This window comes from Streptosporangium becharense (assembly GCF_014204985.1).
Classification (GTDB): Bacteria; Actinomycetota; Actinomycetes; order Streptosporangiales; family Streptosporangiaceae; genus Streptosporangium; species Streptosporangium becharense.
The window spans coordinates 346804-366254 of sequence record NZ_JACHMP010000001.1 but is presented as its reverse complement, the minus strand read 5'-3'; the positions used below and the strand labels follow the sequence as shown (position 1 = coordinate 366254).

Here is a 19451-nt window from a genome sequence, read left to right as displayed (position 1 = left end):
TTCTTTACCCGCGGCAGAGTAATTGGCTACCGGGAACGCTCTGGGGTCAGCCATCCGCGGTCTGCCGCTCTTACTCACGCTGCGCGGTCACGCAAACGGCCGTTCCCTGAAGGGTTCCTGCCATGGACACTCCCCTATCCGATCTTCATCGGATGCCTGATCCCCATCTGGACTGCCTTGATGGGGCTCGCGTGCTCGTCACCGGCGGCGGAGGGCTCGTCGGTAGCCGTATCGTGCGGCTGCTCGCCGGCGTCGGCGCCGAACCGGTGGTGCTGGACCGTATGGACGCCTACCCGTACCCGGTCCGCGACCTGTTCGGCCTGAGCGAGACGGACATGGTCCTGGGTGACGTCCGCGACGCGGCCACCGTCCGCACACTGACCACGGACGCGGACTACGTGATCCACGCCGCCGCGTACGCCGACGTGGCCGCCTGCACCAGACGGCCGGAAGTCGCGTTCGCCGCCAACGTCGCCGGCACGCAGACCGTCCTACAGGAGGTCCTGGCCGCCCCTGCGGTCAGACGGCTGGTGTTCATCTCCTCCGCGTCGGTCTACGGAGATCCGGCCCGCGCCGGCGGCGCCGCCGAGTTCACCGAAGACCAGCCCACGCATCCGATCTCGGTGTACGCCAACAGCAAGCTGTGGGGTGAGCACCAGGTCCGGCTCATGCTCACCGGCGCCGCCACCGAGTACACGGTGCTGCGGTACTTCTCCGTCTACGGCGACCCGCAGGTGCCCAAGCCGGGCTCCCACTCATGGATGGTCGCCTGCCTGGCCATGCGCGCCCACCTGGGGATGCCACTTCAGCTGAACGGCGGCGGACACCAGGTGCGGGACATGGTGCACGTGGACGACATCGCCCGCGCCACCGTGCTGGCACTGATCGCGGAGCGGGCCGCCAGCGAGACCATCAACGTCGGCAGCGGCATCGCGACGTCCGTCCGCCAGATCGCGGAACGCGTCGCCACCCACTACCCGTCGGCGCAGCTGATCGACACCCCTCGTCCGGAGGGCGACCCGCTCGGCGGTTACGCCTCGACCACCCGCAGCCAGGATCTGCTCGGCTGGCAGCCGCGCATCACCGTGGATGACGGTATCGACCGGTACGTGAACTGGCTGCAGGCCACACCGGAGGCGATTCCGCCGTGGCTCGGGGCTGGCACGGTCGCGGACGTCGCCTGACAGCCCTTATCGCTCACCCTCGGCCTCCGCCGTGGTGGTCCCGCACGGCGGAGGCGACCATCCCTGTCCCCGGCTTGACGATCACCGACATTGGGAGGGCACCTTGACCTCGCGACTGCTCAAGGACCTCGCCGCGCAGGGGCTCCTGCCGGCCCATCAGGTCATGGATCAGGCCACGCTCACCTGGATCGTCCGGCATCGCCCCGCCGTGGGAGTCCCCCCGGCCGTCCTGCCGCACCGGCCTGTCCTGCTGATGCCGGAGGTCACCTGGTTCGCGAACACGGAACTCGCCGATTCCATCCACGGCATCGGGCATGGCGCTCGTGTCTGCGTGCTCGCGTCGCTGCTCGCCCAAGAACACGAGCTGAGCCGCGTTCACACCACAGCCCTGTGCGTGGCCGCGGCGGTGCACGACTGCCGGCGGCACGACGACCACGCCGACCCCGGGCATGGAAAGCGGGCCGCTCACTGGCTCACGAGCAACGGCGACACCATCATGGCTGCGCTCGGCCAGCGCTTACCCGCGTACGCCGTGGCGTGGGCAGCTACAGCCATCGGCCTGCACGACATCTCCTACGAGGCATTCACGCCGGCGGACACCCGCGCTTACGAACGGGTCCCGCTGCTGATCGACCTGTTGAAGGGCGCCGACTGTTTGGACCGCTACCGATTGCCGTTGCAGCGCTGGTGGCCCGACCTGTCACACCTGCGTGTTCCCATCCCCGGTTGGCTCCAGCCGGTCGCCTTCGACCTCATGGCCCGCAGCGCGCAGGCCCGCCTCAACGGTGTCGCGCACCACGAAGCACTCACCCACGCCCTGCAGACCTTCACCTTCGGACAGTAGGACCACCATGTACGCCACCGAATGGGACTACGCCCACACCGACTACACCACCCCCACCGTGTGGCCCGGCCCGGCCGGACTCGTCGACAGCGAGTCCGACTGGCGCCACCACCTCCAGTTCGAGACGCCCAACGGCTGGCTGCTGGGACAGAACTCCATGCTGGCGACACTGGCCAGCGGACAGCCGATCTACCTGATGCACGTCACCCCGGCCCTGGACGCGATCCGCGCCAGCGGGCAGTTGTGCGCCTCCGCCGGCTGCCTGGTGGGGGCGCTCTACTGCGCTTTGCTCACCAAAGAGCCCGCCGGTCTGCGCCCCCACAACCTGGGCTCCTACCTGCTGGAGACCAAACCCGACACCCGCCCCCTGGTCATCGAGATCATCCCGGGTGCTCCGGTGCCCGCCAAAGGGCTCGACTACCTGCGACTGGGCGGTATCCACCTGCGTACGTACTTCACCCACCGCGGCGTCCTCACCGACGACGAGGACGCTCGTCTTCGGCAGGCGGCGGTGGCACGGATACACGCGGCGGCTGGCTTCCTCGACGTCCTGCTGGCCAACGCCTGCGGCCAGCGCACGCCGGACGCCGAGTTCATCAACCACCTCGCCTCCGCCGTACCGAACCTCCCGTTCCTGGGCTACCTGTACTTCGAGGTGGTGTCGGAGTACCTGATGCTCCACTCGACGAGCCCCGAAACCAAGGCGTCGGTACCTGTCAAACCTGTTGAGACATCAAGCCACGTTCGGTGTCTGTGCTGAGGCCGCGGCTTCGCCGACTTCAAGACCCGTCGACGGCTTGTTGATCCACACCCGGGAGGGCAGCGGAGGCGGACTCGGCCGCCGACCACGGAACCGCTCGGGATGCGCCAGGAACGCCGCGTTCAGGGTCGCTGCTCGCCGGGCCTGGATCTCGAGTGCCGAGCCGTCGTGCACCGACCCCGGGGTGTGCATCCCGATCCCGGAATGGCGGTGCTCGGTGTTGTAGTACCGGAAGAACTGCCCGCAGAAGACGTTCGCGTCCTCGATGGACCCGAACCCGCCCGGGAACGCCGGACAGAACTTGAGCGTCTTGAACTGCGCTTCGGAATACGGGTTGTCGTTGGACACACGCGGCCGGGAATGGGACTGGTCGATGCCCAGCAGCGCCAGCAGCCCGGAGACGGTGTTCGACGTCATCGCGGTGCCGCGGTCGGCGTGGATCGCCTCCGGCGCGATCCCGTCGTTGGCGGCGATCGCGTGCTCGATGAACTCCTTGGCGAGAACGCCGGTCTCGGTGGGCCAGATCTCCCACCAGATGACTTTCCGCGAGAAGATGTCGAGGATGACGTACAGCAGGTAATAGACCCCGCGCGTCGGGCCTTTCAGTTTCGTGATGTCCCATGACCACACCTGGTTCGGGCCGTCGGCGGTCAGCTCGGGTTTCTTGCGGGCCGGGTGGACGGCCTGGGCACGGCGCTCACCCGAGGTGCCGCGCATCCGCAGCAACCGGTACATGGTGGCCTGCGAGCACAGGTAGACGCCCTCGTCCAGCAGGGTGGCCCACACCTGGCCCGGGGACTTGTCGGCGAAGCGGGGCGAGTCCAGCACCGCCAGCGCCTGGGCGCGCTCCTGCTCGGTCAACTCGGCCGGGTGGTGAAACGGTCGGCGCGGCCCCAGCCGGGGCGGGGCGGGGTTGCGGTGCCGATGCAGCGTGGCCCGGGATGTGCCGAAGACCGCACATGCTCTAGCCGTACCGAGCGACTTCTCCAGATCGGGGAAGTATTCATCGAGGACCCGGTTCAGCTCTTGTCGGAGTCCGCGCTGCTTGAGATGTCCTGCAGCAGCGCGAATGCTTTTCCCGCGATGTCCAGGGCCGTTCTGGTCTTTCCGAGTTCGCCGGCGAGTTTCTCGTTGCGGGCTTCGAGCTTGGCAGCCTCGGCCTTGAGCTTCTTGTTCTCGGCCCGCAGCAGGGTCATCTCCTCGGCCTCGGCGCTGCGGGCCGGTTTTCCCGTCGAGGCGGCCAGGGTGCCGTTTTCGGCCTGCTTGCGCCAGTGCTCGATGTGGGAGTGGTACAGCCGTTCCTTGCGCAGCAGGGCGCCGCGCTCGGCGCTGCCCTCGGGCAGGGCGTCGAAGGCCGCCAGGATCCGCGCCTTGTAGGCCTTGGTGAAGGTGCGCCGCTTGGGCCGGCCCGGCTGCTGTTCGGTCACGCGACCATCCTGCCCGGTCATGGCGGTCTGGTCGGCGAGGGTCATCGTCACTGTCTTGATCGTCCTGTCTCGCCCTGCTTCACATCAGAAGGACTCATGCGTCCCCTGTCTCACAGGAGACTGACAGAGAGGGCGTACGCCGAGGTCTCCGGGGAGATGAACAACCGCCTCTACAAACGGCTGGCGTTCTCAGCCGTTGCCAGCATGGGCCGCCTGTTCAACCCGGCGCTTTTCGGCCCGGACCATAACTGGCTGGTGTACCTCATCCGGCAGGTCGAGCCCGGCTTGGCATCCAGCGTGGCCGCCTACGTGCGGCGCCGCCTGTCGCACCTGTTCGCCTGCCTCGCGCTCGCTCCTTCCCAGGACGCGGCAGCCGTGACGTTCCAGGGCTGCGACTTCAACACGCTCACCGCGATCGCACCTCACCTGCTCGGACAGGGCCTTTTCCGGGAGATGCGCAGTAGCGGACGCTACCCGCAGTTGTTCGCCGTCTTTGAGCAGTCCAAGGCCCTAGAGGTGTACAGCTACTGGGGCACCCACAAGATCCCGACTCCGTTCAACGGAACTCTCCCGAAGGGGGAGATCGGCGTTAACCCGGCGGCCTACCCGGTGGCCGGGGCACGAGTGTGGGTGGCGGAGACCTGCGAGCGGGGCCTACTCCACCCGACGGAACACCTCGACGTGGTCTTCGTTCCGCGTCTCACCGACCTGCACATGACCGCCCTGGGCAAGGCCGCTTTCTCCCGCAACCGCTGAATGACTGTGGTCCCGACCGGGCGGCGGTCCCTAAGCCCCAGCCGCCCTCACCCTCACAATCCCAACCACCTTGGAAAGGATCTCCATTGCATATCGTCCTGCTCGGCGGTGCCGGCTACCTCGGCACCGCCGCCACCCGCCACCTGACCGCTCTCGGCCACCACGTCACCGCCGTCGACGGCCTGATCTACCAGCGCGACGACGACCCTCACCGTCTGCTGCCCACCGTCACGAACTTCGTCCACGCCGATCTGCGTGACCCTGCGGCGCTACGCCGCGCGATGACCGGCGCGGACGCGGTCGTGCACCTCGGCGGCCTGGTGGGTGAACCCGCCTGCGCCGTCGATGAGCGGTTGGCCGTCGAGCTCAACTACGCCTCCCCCGTCATCGCAGCCGAGGCCGTAGCCACCGCCGGCATCGCCCACTACGTGCTGTTCTCCTCGTGCAGCGTCTACGGCAGCCGTGACGGCACTGTCGATGAGGACACCGCCCCCAACCCGCTGGGCATCTACGCCCGCACCAAGATCCTGGCCGAGCAGCGCCTGGGCACCCTGCTGGAGGGCCGCGCCGACCTGACGGTGCTGCGGCTGGCGACGGTGCACGGCCGTTCCCCGCGTCAACGCCTGGACTCGGTCGTCAACCGCATGACCGCGCAGGCCGTCGCGACCGGCCGGATCCCGCTCAACGGCGGATCGCAGCGGCGCCCGCTGGTGCATGTCACCGACGTCGCCGAGATCCTCGCCGCCGTTCTCAACACTCCCGCGGGGCAACGGACCTTCAACGTGGGCTCCGACCGGGAGAACTTCACCATCGCGGAGATCGCCGAAACCGTCGAACGGATGGTGCCCGGGTCGCGGATCGACCGCGGCCTTGAGCGGGACGAGGCGGACGCGCGTGACTACCGGACGTCCTTCGCCCGGCTCGCAGCTGCTTTCCCCGGCTCATGCCCGACCCGGCTGCGTGACGGTGTGCGTGAGATCGCCGAAGCGGTGACGGCCAAGGAACTGGGAGACCCGGACCTGCCCGAGTACGACAACTACCGGGGCTTGGTGGCCTCCCGCGACGCGGGGCACATCAGCGTGCTGCGGTCCGCCGCATGCGAACGTCTGCACGCCGAGTACATGTCCGCTGATTGGAGCGCGCAGTGACCCAGTTCATTGACACGCCGCCCCTGCCGTGGAACCGCCCGTCGATCGGGGCCGAAGAGATCGCCGAGGTCGTCGACACCCTCGCTTCCGGATGGCTGACCCACGGCCCCAAGGCGACCCGATTCGAGCAAGCTGTGCGCGACGCACTCGGCGTCGAGGACACCTTCGCGGTGTCCTCCTGCACCGCGGCCCTCCACCTCGCCGCCCTCGCCGCCGGCATCAGCCCCGGTGACGAGGTGATCACCCCGAGCCTGACCTTCTGCGCTGCCCCGAACGTGTTGACGCAGGTCGGAGCCCGACCGGTGTTCGTCGATGTTGAACCGGTCACCTTCAACGTCTGCCCGAAAGCCGCTGAAGCGGCGATCACCGACCGCACGAAGGCGATCGTCGTCATGCACTACGGCGGGCACCCCTGCGACCTACGCGCGTTCCGCAAGCTGGCCGACGAGCACGGGCTCCTGCTGATCGAGGACGCCGCCCATGCCCTGCACGCCAGCCGCGACGGGCAACGCGCCGGCAGCGTCGGTGACCTCGCGGTCTTCAGCTTCTACGCGAACAAGGTCATGACGACCGGTGAGGGCGGCATGCTGGCCGGGCGGAGCGAACTCGTCCAGCGGGCCCGCCTGCTGGGACGGCACGGCATCGACTCGTCGGTGTGGCAGCGGCACGGCACCCGCAGCACCGCCGACTACGAGGTGGTCGTCCCCGGCCTGAAGTACGTGATGCCCGACGTCACAGCAGCCATCGGCCTCCAGCAGTTCGCCAAGCTACCGGCCTTCACTGCCCGCCGCGCCGAGATCGCCGCCACCTACACTCAGGCCCTGACCGGTCTGCCCGGCCTGGCCACGCCGACCGTCCTGCCCGGCGTTGAGCACGGCTGGTTCCTCTACTCGATCTTCGTTGATCCGGACAGCGCACCGCTCACTCGCGACGAAACTGCCCACCGCCTGCTGGCCGACCATGGGATCGCGACGAGCAGGCACTTTAAGCCTGTCCACACCTTGCAGCTCTACGACGGTGCCGTCACGCACCCGCTGCCGGTCACCGAGACCGCTACGGCCCGTCAGCTCTCCCTGCCCTGCTACCCCAGCATGACCTCCCAGGACGTGGATCGAGTCGTCACCGCCATCCACGCTCTGTGGAACCGCTGACTGCGGGGGTGCCTGCTTGTGAGCTGCGCAGTTCGCAAGCAGGCACCACGCCGAATGTCATTTGAGAGACGTTACGCCGATGCGACGCTAGGGTGAACCGGGCACAACAAGACCGCCTCGCCCGTCCCTCCAGCAGGTGGCGCCGCTCTGCGCGCCGAGCGCTTCACCGTCCGGGAGACGTGATGACTCCGACGATCATCGACGTGGTGGTCCTCACCATGAACGACCGGCCCGCCGAGTTCCGACAGGCGATGGCGTCCCTCCTCGCCCAGCGGGACGTTGAGTTACGCGTGGTCATCGTGGGCAATGGGGTCGAGCCGGACCATGTGCCAGCTGGTGTGCGCACCGTTACCCTTCCCGCCAACGTAGGTATCCCTGAAGGCCGCAACGTCGGCGCTGAAGCTCTAGCCGGATCAGGCTGTGGCGAGTTCGTGTTCTTCTTCGACAACGACGCCATCTTGCCCGCCGACGACGTCCTGGCCCGGCTCGTCACCGAAGCCCGCAGCCGTCCAGAAGCCGCCTACGTGCAGCCGCGCATCGCCGACCCCGGCACCGGGGTTACCTTGCGCCGCTGGGTACCGCGGCTACGCGCCGGAGACGCCACCCGGCCCGGCACCATCACCGTCATGGCCGAGGGAGTGGTCCTCGTACGTCGTGCTGACTACGAGGCGGCTGGAGGTTGGCCCGGCCACTTCTTCCTCTTCCACGAAGGCATCGACTTGTCCTGGCGGCTGTGGGACCTGGGGCGCACCGGCTGGTACGCGCCCGACATTGTCATCAACCATCCGGCTAGTAACCCCGCCCGGCACGCCGGCTACTACCGCCTGGTCGCCCGCAACCGCGTCTGGATTGCCTACCGTCGCCTGCCCGCCCCCCTGATCCCCCTGTACCTGGCGGTCTGGACGGCGCTCAGCCTCGTCCGAATCCGCTCCCGCGCGAACCTCGCTGTCTGGTTCGCCGGTCTGCGCGAAGGCTTCAAGGGTGGGCACGGCCAGCGCCGTCCGATGTCCTGGGCCACCGTGCTGCGGTTGACCCGTGCTGGCCGCCCTCCGATCGTTTGAACGTTTTGGGAAGGCCAGGGGGATTCATGCACAGCACACCCGACGTCACGCACCTGTACACGGCCCCCGATGAGGAGCTCGTCGCGATCCTGGCGGCGGCCGACGCTGCGGACATCGCCATGCACTGCCCTGGGGGAGCCAGAGCACCGCACCTGACCCGGCCGGCATCCGGTACGTGCGAGGTGCTGCTGCTGGGGGCGCTGGGGTGCCGGTATGGGATGCTCTCCGGTGGCGCCGGCGGCCACCTGGTCCGCACCGCCGCCACTACCGTGCTCGTCGATCCCGGCCCAGCCGCCCTGGGCATGATGCTCCAGCTCACCGAGCACGGGCTGTTCTCTTGGTCGGAGCTGGACGCCATCGCGGTCACGCATCTGCATCCGGACCACTACGCAGGCCTGATCCCGTGCCTGGAGGGCATGGTCAGCTACGCGGCCACCGGCGACCGCAAACTGTTACTGGCCAACCCCACCGCAACCGAGCGGTTCGCCGCGTTCTCCCCCTACCACCTGGGCCCGGGCGGGTTGGTGGACTTGGTCACGCTCGCGCACCCGGCGACCGACGGCCGCGGCAGAACCTCGGTCAGGGTCGGCGACATCACTCTCCACGCGGTACCGGCGTTGCACACCGAGGAAGCCGGACGAACCCGCTCGGCGATCGGCCTGATCTACGAGAGCACGGCCGGGCACATCTGGTACACCTCCGACACCAACCTCACCGATGCCCTGCTGGGGCAGGTGGCGGCGATTTGCCCGACCCCGACCATGGTGATCGCCCACGCCGATGCGTCCAACATCGACCAGACACCGGGCCGAACTGAAGCCTGCCACCTGGAGACCCGGGACGTGCCTATCATCGCCGCGGCCCTACAGTCTCCCTACGTGCTCATCCAACACTACGACGCCGCCTACTCCGCCACCGAGTACCGCATCGCTCAGGCGGTGTGGCTCCAGCGGCAGCTTGACCGAAGCGACCTCCCCACGCGGGTCTTACCGTCGGCCAGCGGCCTGCGCCTGACGCTGGCTGTCGAGGGGATCATCGACTACAGCATCGTTCTGGGCAGCGACGCGGCATCCGCCGTTGCCGACTACCTCCAGAAGCAGGCACGTCTCTGAACAAATCGCCTCGTATATATCCGGCCCACGCAGCGTTGGTTAGGACGGTCTGAACTGGCCCCACCCGGACGGGGTGAATTCCAGCGATCTTCGCAACACGGGGTCAATCGACTGTTGCGACGAGCTTAGCGAAGAGCTCGGTGGGGGTCTGCCAGTCGAGGATCTTGCGGGGGCGGTTGTTGAGTTCAGCAGCGACAGCGGCCAACTGCTCGGGGCTGTGGGCGGACAGGTCGGTGCCCTTGGGGAAGTACTGGCGCAGCAGGCCGTTGGTGTTCTCGTTGGAACCACGCTGCCACGGGCTGGCCGGGTTGCAGAAGTAGACGGGGATGTCGGTGGCCGTCGTGAAGCTTTGGTAGGCGGCGTCGTAGTGCTGGATGAGCACGTAGGGAGACTGTAGGGCCGCGGCGATGATAGGCACGTCCCGGGTCTCCAGGTGGCAGGCTTCAGTTCGGCCCGGTGTCTGGTCGATGTTGGACGCATCGGCGTGGGCGATCACCATGGTCGGGGTCGGGCAAATCGCCGCCACCTGCCCCAGCAGCGCCTTGTGAGGTGCTGCTGGATGAAGTCCCGCAGCTCGGCGTTGTGGCCGATCTTGCCGTGCTTGGGCCGGGCCCGGCGCCGCTCGGCACGCCGCTGGGCGTGAAACGGCTGGTAGGCGAAGCCGCCCCTGGGCATGGGCCGCCCGGTTGCGGCGGATCTCCCGGCTCACGGTCGACGGGCTACGGCCCAGCTCGGCGGCGACGGCCCGGATGGAGGCGCCCTCACGGATCCGGTCGGCGATGTGAACGCGCTCGTTCTCGTTCAGGTATCGCGAAGAGCGGAAGGGCGGGACTTCCAGGTCGGCTGGGTGGCTGGGCCGTGCCTGATGGATCGGGGGTGTGGGCTTGCCTGCCTTGCCGGGCGAGTGGTGCCCGTTTCTCCACTTCTTTCCGGTTCGCAGGTTGATTCCCATGATCCGGGCCGCCTCGCGCGTACTGAAGCCCTGATCCATGAGCCGGAAGTATTCCTCCCGCTCACGGACCAGGGCTCGTGGCCCCTGCGGTCTTCGGTCCTTCCGGATCTCGAAGTCCATCGCACCCCTTCATGCTGGGGTGTTGCGACGAACACTAGAACGGAAGACGACGGCGGGGGCCTTCTCATGGGCTGTGCCGATAGCGGTCAGGGTGTCCGGACAAGGGAGAAGGTGACGTCGTCGAAGTCGAGGCGGGTGAAGCCGTCGGTGTAGAACCCGACCTTGCCGGAGGGGTTGTGCGTCGGGTTCTCACCCTCGATGACGAGTTCGTCGTCGACGTGGACGCTGATGGACGGGCCTCGGACGACCATCCGGAGGTTGTGAACCGTGTCCGGTCGCAGGCCCCGCTCCGCCGGCAGGACGACCTGGCGCAACGTCCGCCATTGCGAGTCGTACAGGGTCCAGGTCGGTCCCGACGCCGTGTGCCGGTAGCGGACGTAGCCGCCGGGGGTCGGGCCCTGGCGGTCGTACATGAGCAGGACGGCGCCGTCAGGCACCTGAGCGGGAGTCTTCAGCCGGTAGGTCAGCGCGTAGTCGGTGAAGGTGCGGTCGAGCAGCCCGTTGGCACCCTTGACCAGGCGGTACCAGTGGTTGCCGGTGCCGTCGTCGACGATGCTGCGGTTGGAGTCGACGGGCCAGCCGTTGCCGCCGGACTCGAAATCGGTGCGGTGCATGACGCCGTCACCCTCGCTCACGGTGACGGTGACCGTGTCGGTGAGCTTCGGGTCGGCGTTCGCGACGACCGAGACGGTGGTCTTGCCCGGCGCCAGCGCGGTGATCGATCCGGAGCCGTCGACGGTGGCGATCGAGGTGTCGCCGCTGGTGTACGTCACCGCCCGGTTCGTCGCGTTCCACGGAACCGGTTCGGCGGGGAAGGACACGGTCCTGCCCAGCGGCACGGTGAGCTCGTCGTCGGGAAGGTGGAGGCCCGTCAGCTCGATCTCGCCGGGTCCGTGCGGCAGCCCGACCTTGCCCTGGGTGCCGATCCGGCCGAACGGAACGGCCTTGAAGCCGGGAATGCGTTTGAAGACCTCGGCGTCCGCCGTCAGGGAGAAGTCTCCGGCCTTCCAGTCGACGAATCCGGGGTTCTGGTCCGCGACCCAGTTGCCGGCGTAGTTGAGCAGGTTCTTGACGTCCCGCGCACCGTGCTCGTTCACGCCGGGGCCCCTTTTGAGCTCGGGGTTCCAGACGAGGTTGTTCTCGAAGAAGTTCTTCGCGGGGTAGTAGTGGTTCTCCTCGAAGAAGGTCAGCAGTTCGGGGTACTTCCTGGCGTACGGCGTGCCGACGAACCCGTTGTTCTCCTCGAACAGCTTCTTCCAGGCCGGCATGTAGTGCTTGTCGACCGTGTTGCCCGGCTGGTCGCCCATCCACATCTCGTAGTTGTCGTAAGGGACGTGAGTGTCGACGAAGATGTTGTTCCTGGCTTTGATGCGGTCACCGGAGCCGCTCTTGATGGCGTCGTTGCCCATCCGGTAGAAGACGTTCTCGTCGATGGTCAGGCCCATCGTGAGGTTGTCGGGGTAGACGCCCTCGACGCCGGCCCGCCCTTCGCCGATGTGGTGGAAGTAGTTGCGCCGGATCACGGTGCCCCGCTCGTGCGGCGTCATGCCGGCGTTCATGTAGATGGCGCCGAGGTCCTGGAAGGTCTGGCAGATGTCGTAGATGTCGTTGTACTCGATCAGATGATCGTTCCCGTGGACGATGATGCCGGGATGCGGCGCGTCGTGGATCTCGTTGCCGCGGGCCTGGTTCCCCACGCCGTCGAACATCACGCCGGGGTTGTACGCCTTGTGGTAGTAGGCGAAGTCGTGGATGTGTGAGTTCTCCACGCGGTTGCGGCCCGGCGCCAGGGTCTTGTCGTCGCCGCCGTTGAGGACGACGCCCACGCCGCCGACGTGCCGGATGGTGGAGGACACCACGGCATGGTTGCGGCCTTTCGACTTGTCCGGAATGCCGTCATAGACGTAGCGGCCCGCCGAGTTGATGTACACGCCGCCGTCGGCGAAGTTCTGGATGTCGCTCCGCTCGATGGTGACGTCGCTGCCGCCGAGGATGACGGCGGGCAGGCTCCGCCCGTATTCCATCACCAGTTCCCGGAAGGAGACGTGTGAGGCGTTGGCGGTCCGGATCATCGGCTCCTTGAGCATGGTGACCGTGACATCGCCCTGCTTGCCGCGGAAGGCGGCGTTGGGCACCAGGTACAGCACGCCCTTCTTCCGGTCGATGTAGTACTCGCCCGGGGCGTCGAGTTCCTCCAGGAGGTTCTCGGCGAAATGGAAGTCCGGATACCAGGTCTTCATGAGACCGGACATCTCGCCGTACCGCAGGGTGATCCTCTTGGCCTGGGTGTCGATCGACGCGATCTTGTTGTACGACCATTCCCAGCTGTGACCGAAGATGCCGTCCAGCCAGATGTCCTCGGCCTGGGTCCAGTGCCGCGGCCGGTCGTGGGTGTAGCCGAACGTCCCTCCGCGATTCTGCAGGTCGGGGTCCTTCACGGTGGGGCCGGCATCGACGATCTGGCCCATCTGGACCGTGCCGCCGTTCGGCCACCGGGCGAGGGTCATGCCCTGGCCCGCCACGTACAGCTCCATGGGGGGAACGAGGCTGACGTCGTTGGCCTTCCAGTAGCCGTGGCGGCTGAGCTGCCCGTAGTCGGTGATGCCCAGGGCCGCCAGGTCGACCTGGCGGACCTTGCCGCGCGCCGGCTCGTCGACGATGCGCCGCAGCACGGCGTCGTCGGTCACCGCGGTGAAGCTGTCGTGATCCAACTGCCGTCCGCCGGTGAGTCGTGCCGTCTCACCGGGGTAGGAGCGGTAGACGATCGGCGCCTTCGCCGTACCGGAGTCCTGCTGGTCGAGGGTGAAGGACGCACTACGTTCGTAGGTCCCTTCCCGCAGGTAGACGGTCACGCCTTTGGGAGGCAGACCCCGGCGGGCCTTCAGCTTCCTGATCGCGTCCCTGGCCCCTTCGAGGGTGCGAAGGGGGCGACCTTTCGTCCCGTTGTTCGAGTCGTTCCCGTCAGGCGCGACGTAGAGCGCCGTTCCGGGGTGCCGTGACGCGGTCTCGGCCTGCGCCACGGCGGGTATCGCCGCGAAGAGAAGGCAAGCCACCAATGTGGCTCGCAGCCGTCGTTTCATGGAGACGATTCCCGCCTTTCCGGGTTGGGGGGAGGGATGAGCCATGCGGGAGGTCGCCGTTCGGCGCCTCAGCCCTTGAGGGCACCGGCCGTCGAACCGCAGGTGAGCGTTTCCGCGCTCATCGCCGCGGCGCGGAGGTGGCGGCGCCGGCTGCCGGTGGCAGGGGGGCAGGGTGGTCGGATTCGGGACTCGGTGCGAGCGGCCGCACGCGGTCCGTGCTCAGCCCTGCGAGTCCCACCACTGATCCAGCTTCGCCGCGACGTCACCGGCCGAGGCGCCGGTGAACAGGGACTGGATCCGTGTGTTCAGCTCCTCGGGGTAGCCCTGAACCGGCTGGCGCTCGCCCTGCTTGACGATCACGGACGGGGCCTCGTCGAGAATCGCTTGCCCATCGCCTCCTCGAACTGGGGGATGGTGCGGATCTTCTTGGCGTCCAGGCCGGCCTCGGCGAACGCCTTCCTGTTGTAGAAGACCAGCGACTGGATCTGCTCGCCGACGCCGACGACGTAGTGCTTGCCGCCGATGGCGTAGTCCTCGAACAGGGGTGTCCCGGCTGCCCACGCCTGGCCGGACAGGTCGACGAAGAGCTCGGCCGTCTCCGGGGTGGGCACCACGTGCTGCGCGATGTCGGGCGGGTCGCCCGTGGCCAGGTCCTGCCGCAGCTTGGCTTCGGCCTTGATCGTGCCGGTGAGCTCCAGTTGTACCGCCACCCCCGGGTTCTTGGCCTCGTAGATGTCGAACAGCTTGTTCCAGAACTGTTCGGTGAGGTTGGGGGTGATGTTGACGATCATGCGCAGCGTGGTCCTCCCGGATGCGCCGCCTGTATCGCCGCCGCACGCCGACGTCGCCGTCAACGCGACGGCCGTCGCCGCGGCCGCCAGTAATCGCCACCTGTCCATGTGCCTCTTTTTCGTTCTTCGATGGGGTCGTCGCTCTCGGATTCCCCGGTCCGTACCGGCTCGGGCCTCGCCGTCGGGCAGGGGGCGGTGGTCCGGCCACCCGTCGCCGGCGTCGGATGGCCGTCGTGTGAAGTCCTGCTCGTCGTGATGAGCCGGTGCCCCGCCGGCGATCGAAATGCCACCGGACCAGGCGTGAAAGCTGATCACTAAACGCCTATCGATAGGTGATGTTATTTCGCCTGTCTCACTAGTTCAAGAGTCATTCAGTGCGGACCTGTGCCGTGACGTCAGGCCCGCCCCCTCACCCGGTCGCCTATCCGCGCGGGGCGTACATGATGACCGCCACCCCGGCCAGGCAGATCACGGCGCCGATCACGTCCCAGCGGTCCGGGCGGAATCCGTCCACGACGATTCCCCACGCCAGGGACCCGGCGACGAACACCCCGCCGTAGGCGGCCAGGATCCGGCCGAAGTGCGCGTCCGGCTGGAAGGTGGCGGCGAACCCGTAGGCGGCCAGGGCGAGGATCCCGGCGGCGATCCACGCCGGGCCGCGGTGCTCGCGCCAGCCCTGCCACACCAGCCAGGCGCCGCCGATCTCGAACACGGCGGCCAGGGCGAACAACACCAGCGAACGGACGATCGTCATGGCTGGTAGTGCAGCACATGCCACCGGCCGGGTCGCCGCCGGGCCGCCACCGGGCCGGGGCCACGGCGCGCCGGCGCCCGTTCACGGCCGCGTCTCCGAAGGGCGAAGGTCCCCGCCGAGGCCCCGCCGGAACCCCGAGGACCTGCCGTAGCCCTGAGGCCCCGCCGGAACCCCGAGGCCCCGCCGGAACCCCGAGGCCCCGGCGGAGGCCCGGGGTCCGGGTCAGGGACGGGTGCGCGGCCGGGTACGGGCGGGCGGGAGCGGTACCGGCGTGGCTCCGGGGACGACCGTGTTGGAGACGGTGCCGACGCCCTCGACGGTGAGGGTGACGGTGTCGCCCGGCTTCAGCGGCGGCGGGTCCTGGCGGCCGCGCAGGCCCCACAGCTCGGCGAGGCAGCCGCCGTTGCCGCAGGTGCCGGAGCCGAGCACGTCGCCGGGCAGCACCCGGGTGCCCCGGGAGGCGTAGGCGACCAGTTCCTCGAACGGCCAGCCCATGTTGGACAGCAGGTCCCGGCCCACCTCGACTCCGTTGACCTCGGCGGTCAGCGCGAGCCGCAGGAAGCCGTCGGCGTCGCGGTAGGGTTCCAGCTCGTCGGCGGTGACCAGCCACGGGCCGAGGGTGGTGGCGGAGTCCTTGCCCTTGCAGGGGCCGAGGCCGACCTGCATCTCCCTGGACTGCAGGTCGCGGGCCGACCAGTCGTTGAAGATCGTGTAGCCGAAGATGTGGTCGCGGGCCTGTCCGGGGGAGAGGTCGCGGCCCTCGCGGCCGATGACCGCGGCCACCTCGAGTTCGAAGTCCAGGACGTTGGAGCCGGGCGGTACCGGGACGTCGTCGTGGGCGCCGATCATCGCGTGGGGGTTGGCGAAGTAGAAGGTCGGCGCGTCGTACCAGGCGCCGGGGACGCCCGCCGCGCCGCTCACGCTGCGCCGGACGCCCTCGACGTGTTCCTCGAAGGTGACGAAGTCGCGGACCGAGGGCGGCTCGATCGGCGGGAGCAGCCGCACCCCGGCCAGTGATACGGCCGCTCCGGTGGCCGGGACGGAACCGGTGCGGACGACGTCGAGGAGCTCGGTCCCCTCCGGGAAGGGCAGGACCGAGTCGCCGTCGACGATGCCGCAGCGGCGCAGATTCCGGTGCCGGTAGGTGGCCAGACGCATGATGCTCTCCGGAGGGCTGGGGTCAGACCGGCGGGGCGACGAACACGCCGCGGTCGACGTCGTTGAACGACTCCTTGGCGACCAGTTCGTTCATCGGGTTGGCGGTGCCCCACTGGTCGGTGACGTCGGGCTGGGAGAAGTCGTGGACGTGCGGGTGCCAGGTGTCCTCGTCCAGTTCCTCCAGCTCGGTGGTGTACTCCACGGTGTTGCCGTGCGGGTCGAGGAAGTAGGCGAAGGTGTTGTCCCCGGCGAGGTGACGGCCGGGACCCCAGATCATCCGCGTACCGGAGCGCAGCAGCCGCCCGGTGCCGTACATGTACTCGTCCAGGCCGCGCAGTTCGAAGCTGATGTGGTGCAGCGAGGCGTGCGGGCCGCGGGCGATGGCCACGCTGTGGTGCTGCGGGTTGCAGCGCATGAAGTGCATGACCCGGCCCATCCGCGGGTGGGCGAGGGTGTCGGACAGCGCGAAACCCAGGTGGGTCTCGTACCAGGTGCGGGTGGCGTCGATGTCGGGGGAGTTGAGCACGACGTGGGAGAGCCGCACCGGGACCGACTCCTTGGGCTCCAGCCTGCGGTGGACGCGGACGGCGACGTCGGCGGAGACCTCGACGGTGCGGCCGTCGAGGTCGAAGAAGCGGAAGCCGTACCCGCCGCCGGGGGTGTCGATCCTCCCCGGCTCGGAGATCAGCCGGACCCGCGCCGCGCGCAGCCGCTCGGCCAGGGCGTCGACGTCGGCGGGGGTGGCCGCGCCGAAGGCGACCAGGTCGAGCCGCTTCTCCTCGGCCTGGCGCAACCGGATGACGTACTGCTCGGGTGAGCCCTCGGCGGCCAGGAACGAGATCCCGGTGTCGGAGGCGACCTCGGTCAGGCCCCAGACGCCGGAGTAGAACTCCCGTTGCCTGGCGTGGTCGGGCACGGCCAGGTCGACGTGGCGCAGGTGGGTGATGAGACGGTCGGGCACGGCGGGTGCTCCTTACAGGTCGAAGAGGGCGGCGGCGTTGCGTCCGCGGATCGCGTCGAAGGCGTCCGGATCGAGCCCGGCGGCGCGCAGCCGGTCCACGGGGTCGGTGACGCCCATGTCGAAGGGATGGTCGGAGCCGAGCACCACCCGGGAGGGCCCGGCGACCTCGACGAGAGCGCGCAGGGCGGCGGGCTCGTAGACGAGGGAGTCGAACCAGACGCGTCGCAGGTAGGCGCTGGGCGGTTCGGCGCAGCCGCGCGCTTCGGGCCGTACCCGCCAGCCGTGGTCGGCCCGGCCCAGGTAGGTGGGCAGGTAGCCGCCGCCGTGCGCAGCCAGGACCTTCAGCGCGGGGTGGCGGTCCAGCACCCCGGAGAAGATCAGGTGGGAGAGGGCGACGGCGTTCTCGGCCGGTTGCCCGACGATGTTGGACAGGTAGAAGCGGTCCAGCCGCTCGTCCAGGGTGCACCCGAACGGGTGCAGGAAGACCACCGCGCCGGTGCGGGCCGCGTGGGCCCAGAAGGGCTCGTAGGCCCGGTCCGACAGCTCCCGGCCGGGGGCGTGCGAGGAGATCTCCACACCTTTGAGCCCCAGGCCGAGGGCGTGGTCCAGCAGCCTCACCATCAGCGGGGGGTGCTGGAGCGGGACCAGGCCGAGGCCGTGGAGCCGGTCGGGGGCCTGCGCGCAGTGCTCGGCCACGCCCTCGCCCGCCAGCCGGCAGACCTGCTCGGCGAGCTCCTCGCCGGCCCAGTAGTGGTAGTGCGAGGGCGACGGGCTGACGATCTGGACGTCCACCCCGGCGGCGTCCATGTCGGCCAGCCGCGCCGGCACCCGGGTGAGCCGGGGGACGCGCTCGCCGACCATCCGGCCGGAGACCGCCAGGGACTCGGGCCCGTTGCGGCGCGCGTCCAGCTCCCGGTGCGCGTCCAGTCCGGGCTGCCCGGCCACGGCCTGCTCGACCCGCGGCAGGATCACGTGCGCGTGCACGTCGACGGTCCGTACGGGTGCGCCGTCCGCGGGTGTGGCGTTCGGGAGCGCGATGCTCATGGGCGTTCCGTCTCTCATGGGTGCTGCGTCACCATCGCGGCGGTGCGGCCCATCAGGCCGGGCACGTCGGCGCCCGGTACGGGGTTCAGCTGCCAGTCGGCCAGTTGCAGGGACGCCTCCACCACGGCCCTGACCCGCTCGTACCGGCGGTCGGTGAAGGCGTCGAACAGCGACCGGTCGAGCCGGTCGGCGGCCAGCAGCAGTTCGGCGAGGACGGCGGCGTCCTCCAGGCACTGGGCGGCCCCCTGGGCCAGGGTGGGCGGGCAGGCGTGCGCGGCGTCACCGATCAGGACGGTGCGGCCGCGGTTCCAGGGGCGGTCCACCAGCAGCGACTCGAACCAGGTGTAGTTGATCCGGCCCGGGTCGGTGATGTCCGCGCGGATCTCGTCCCAGGTTCCGCCGTAGCCCTGCGCGAGGGCCAGCATGTGGGCGGGTTTGTCGGCGTCGGCGACCGACTCGCGGGGCCGGGCCCTCTCCACCAGGTAGGCGTACATGCTCTGCGGGCCGGTCGGGCAGTATCCGGCGATGAAGCACGGGCCGCCGTAGATCAGGTCGGTGCGTTCGACGTGCTCGGGGCGGCGGGTGTGGACGCGCCAGATGCCCATGCCGGTCGGGCGGGGGGCGACGTCGACGCCGATCATCCCGCGGACCTTCGAGCGGATGCCGTCGGCGCCGACGACCAGGTCGTAGGTGCCGGAGGTCCCGTCGGACAGCTCCGCCCGCACGCCGTCGCCGGTGTCGGTGAGGGCGTTCACGGTCAGGCCGAGCCTGATCCGGGCCCCGGCGTCGCGTACGGCGTCGGCGAGGATCGCGGCCAGCTCGGGACGGTTCATGCCGAGCGTCGCCGGCAGGTCGGGGCCGCCGGTGCGGGCGTCGGGGATCTCGGCGATGAGGTCTCCGCCGGGGGTGCGGAGCCCGAGGGAGTCGAAGGCGAAGCCCGCGGCGCCGACCCGGTCCCAGACGCCGAGGTCGCGCAGCACCCGCAGCGCGTTGCCCTGCAGCGTGATGCCCGAGCCGAGCGCGGTGAGCTCCGGCTTGATCTCCGCGATGTCCACGGCGACGCCGCCGCGGGCGAGCAGGATCGCCAGGGCCGATCCGGCGGTGCCGCCGCCGACGATGAGGACGTTCCCTACTGCTGCCATGGCGGC

The 19451-nt window shown here is 69.1% G+C and carries 18 protein-coding genes and 2 pseudogenes; 8 read left to right on the top strand and 12 right to left on the bottom strand.

The genetic code is table 11. From position 1 onward, the window contains the following. The first annotated feature begins 152 nt into the window (after positions 1-152). The 3 genes from F4562_RS01665 to F4562_RS01655 all read left to right on the top strand — a co-directional run bounded on the left by F4562_RS01665 (position 153) and on the right by F4562_RS01655 (position 2788). A complete protein-coding gene (locus F4562_RS01665) occupies positions 153-1184 on the top strand; it encodes an NAD-dependent epimerase/dehydratase family protein (protein ID WP_184540406.1) in 1032 nt (343 codons plus the stop codon). Between the two features lie 103 nt (positions 1185-1287). Continuing rightward, positions 1288-2028, top strand: coding sequence for a hypothetical protein (locus F4562_RS01660; RefSeq protein WP_184540404.1), 741 nt, complete (start codon positions 1288-1290; stop codon positions 2026-2028). 7 nt (positions 2029-2035) lie between these two features. Then, on the top strand, positions 2036-2788 hold the full coding sequence (locus F4562_RS01655; protein WP_184540403.1) for a hypothetical protein: 753 nt from the start codon (positions 2036-2038) through the stop codon (positions 2786-2788). Here F4562_RS01655 and F4562_RS01650 read toward each other — a convergent pair. Both F4562_RS01650 and F4562_RS36175 read right to left on the bottom strand, forming a co-directional pair. Next, positions 2762-3859 carry an IS3 family transposase gene (locus tag F4562_RS01650; protein ID WP_311733927.1) on the bottom strand — a complete coding sequence of 366 codons (1098 nt, stop codon included), beginning with the start codon at positions 3857-3859 and terminating at the stop codon, positions 2762-2764. The genes F4562_RS01655 and F4562_RS01650 overlap by 27 nt on opposite strands. Beyond that, positions 3808-4266 (bottom strand): hypothetical protein, encoded by a 459-nt coding sequence (locus F4562_RS36175; RefSeq protein WP_311733908.1) that lies wholly within the window; start codon positions 4264-4266, stop codon positions 3808-3810. Before F4562_RS36175 ends, F4562_RS01650 begins: the two co-directional genes overlap by 52 nt. A gap of 45 nt (positions 4267-4311) precedes the next feature. Between F4562_RS36175 and F4562_RS01645 the strand changes: the two genes are divergently transcribed. The 5 genes from F4562_RS01645 to F4562_RS01625 all read left to right on the top strand — a co-directional run bounded on the left by F4562_RS01645 (position 4312) and on the right by F4562_RS01625 (position 9443). Further along, entirely contained in the window at positions 4312-4971 is a 660-nt protein-coding gene (locus F4562_RS01645) for a hypothetical protein (protein ID WP_184546394.1), read from the top strand. An 86-nt stretch (positions 4972-5057) separates the two neighbouring features. Further along, positions 5058-6119: an NAD-dependent epimerase/dehydratase family protein gene (locus F4562_RS01640; RefSeq protein WP_184546392.1), complete on the top strand. Its 1062-nt coding sequence runs from the start codon at positions 5058-5060 to the stop codon at positions 6117-6119. Next, positions 6116-7270 carry a DegT/DnrJ/EryC1/StrS family aminotransferase gene (locus tag F4562_RS01635; RefSeq protein WP_184546390.1) on the top strand — a complete coding sequence of 385 codons (1155 nt, stop codon included), beginning with the start codon at positions 6116-6118 and terminating at the stop codon, positions 7268-7270. Before F4562_RS01640 ends, F4562_RS01635 begins: the two co-directional genes overlap by 4 nt. Before the next feature lie 182 nt (positions 7271-7452). Continuing rightward, a complete protein-coding gene (locus tag F4562_RS01630) occupies positions 7453-8331 on the top strand; it encodes a glycosyltransferase family 2 protein (protein ID WP_184546388.1) in 879 nt (292 codons plus the stop codon). A 26-nt stretch (positions 8332-8357) separates the two neighbouring features. After that, entirely contained in the window at positions 8358-9443 is a 1086-nt protein-coding gene (locus F4562_RS01625) for an MBL fold metallo-hydrolase (RefSeq protein WP_184854755.1), read from the top strand. Between the two features lie 103 nt (positions 9444-9546). Here the strand turns inward: F4562_RS01625 and F4562_RS34495 are convergent. The 10 genes and pseudogenes from F4562_RS34495 to F4562_RS01580 all read right to left on the bottom strand — a co-directional run. Next, a pseudogene (locus F4562_RS34495) lies at positions 9547-9789 on the bottom strand (IS30 family transposase); the annotation flags it as partial. Positions 9790-10179: 390 nt separating this feature from the next. After that, a pseudogene (locus tag F4562_RS34490) lies at positions 10180-10395 on the bottom strand (IS30 family transposase); the annotation flags it as partial. A gap of 206 nt (positions 10396-10601) precedes the next feature. Continuing rightward, positions 10602-13535, bottom strand: coding sequence for an Ig-like domain-containing protein (locus tag F4562_RS01615; protein WP_221207700.1), 2934 nt, complete (start codon positions 13533-13535; stop codon positions 10602-10604). Between the two features lie 279 nt (positions 13536-13814). Then, positions 13815-13955, bottom strand: coding sequence for a hypothetical protein (locus F4562_RS01610; protein ID WP_184546379.1), 141 nt, complete (start codon positions 13953-13955; stop codon positions 13815-13817). Continuing rightward, entirely contained in the window at positions 13952-14386 is a 435-nt protein-coding gene (locus F4562_RS01605) for an extracellular solute-binding protein (protein ID WP_184546377.1), read from the bottom strand. Before F4562_RS01605 ends, F4562_RS01610 begins: the two co-directional genes overlap by 4 nt. A 421-nt stretch (positions 14387-14807) precedes the next feature. After that, entirely contained in the window at positions 14808-15140 is a 333-nt protein-coding gene (locus tag F4562_RS01600; RefSeq protein ID WP_184546374.1) for a YnfA family protein, read from the bottom strand. A gap of 222 nt (positions 15141-15362) precedes the next feature. Further along, positions 15363-16298: a fumarylacetoacetate hydrolase family protein gene (locus F4562_RS01595; protein WP_184546372.1), complete on the bottom strand. Its 936-nt coding sequence runs from the start codon at positions 16296-16298 to the stop codon at positions 15363-15365. 22 nt (positions 16299-16320) lie between these two features. Beyond that, positions 16321-17259 carry a VOC family protein gene (locus tag F4562_RS01590; protein ID WP_184546370.1) on the bottom strand — a complete coding sequence of 313 codons (939 nt, stop codon included), beginning with the start codon at positions 17257-17259 and terminating at the stop codon, positions 16321-16323. Between the two features lie 12 nt (positions 17260-17271). After that, entirely contained in the window at positions 17272-18303 is a 1032-nt protein-coding gene (locus tag F4562_RS01585) for an amidohydrolase family protein (protein ID WP_184546369.1), read from the bottom strand. Positions 18304-18317: 14 nt separating this feature from the next. Continuing rightward, positions 18318-19445, bottom strand: a complete 1128-nt coding sequence (locus F4562_RS01580) for an FAD-dependent monooxygenase (protein ID WP_184546367.1) — start codon at positions 19443-19445, stop codon at positions 18318-18320. Positions 19446-19451 lie beyond the last annotated feature (6 nt).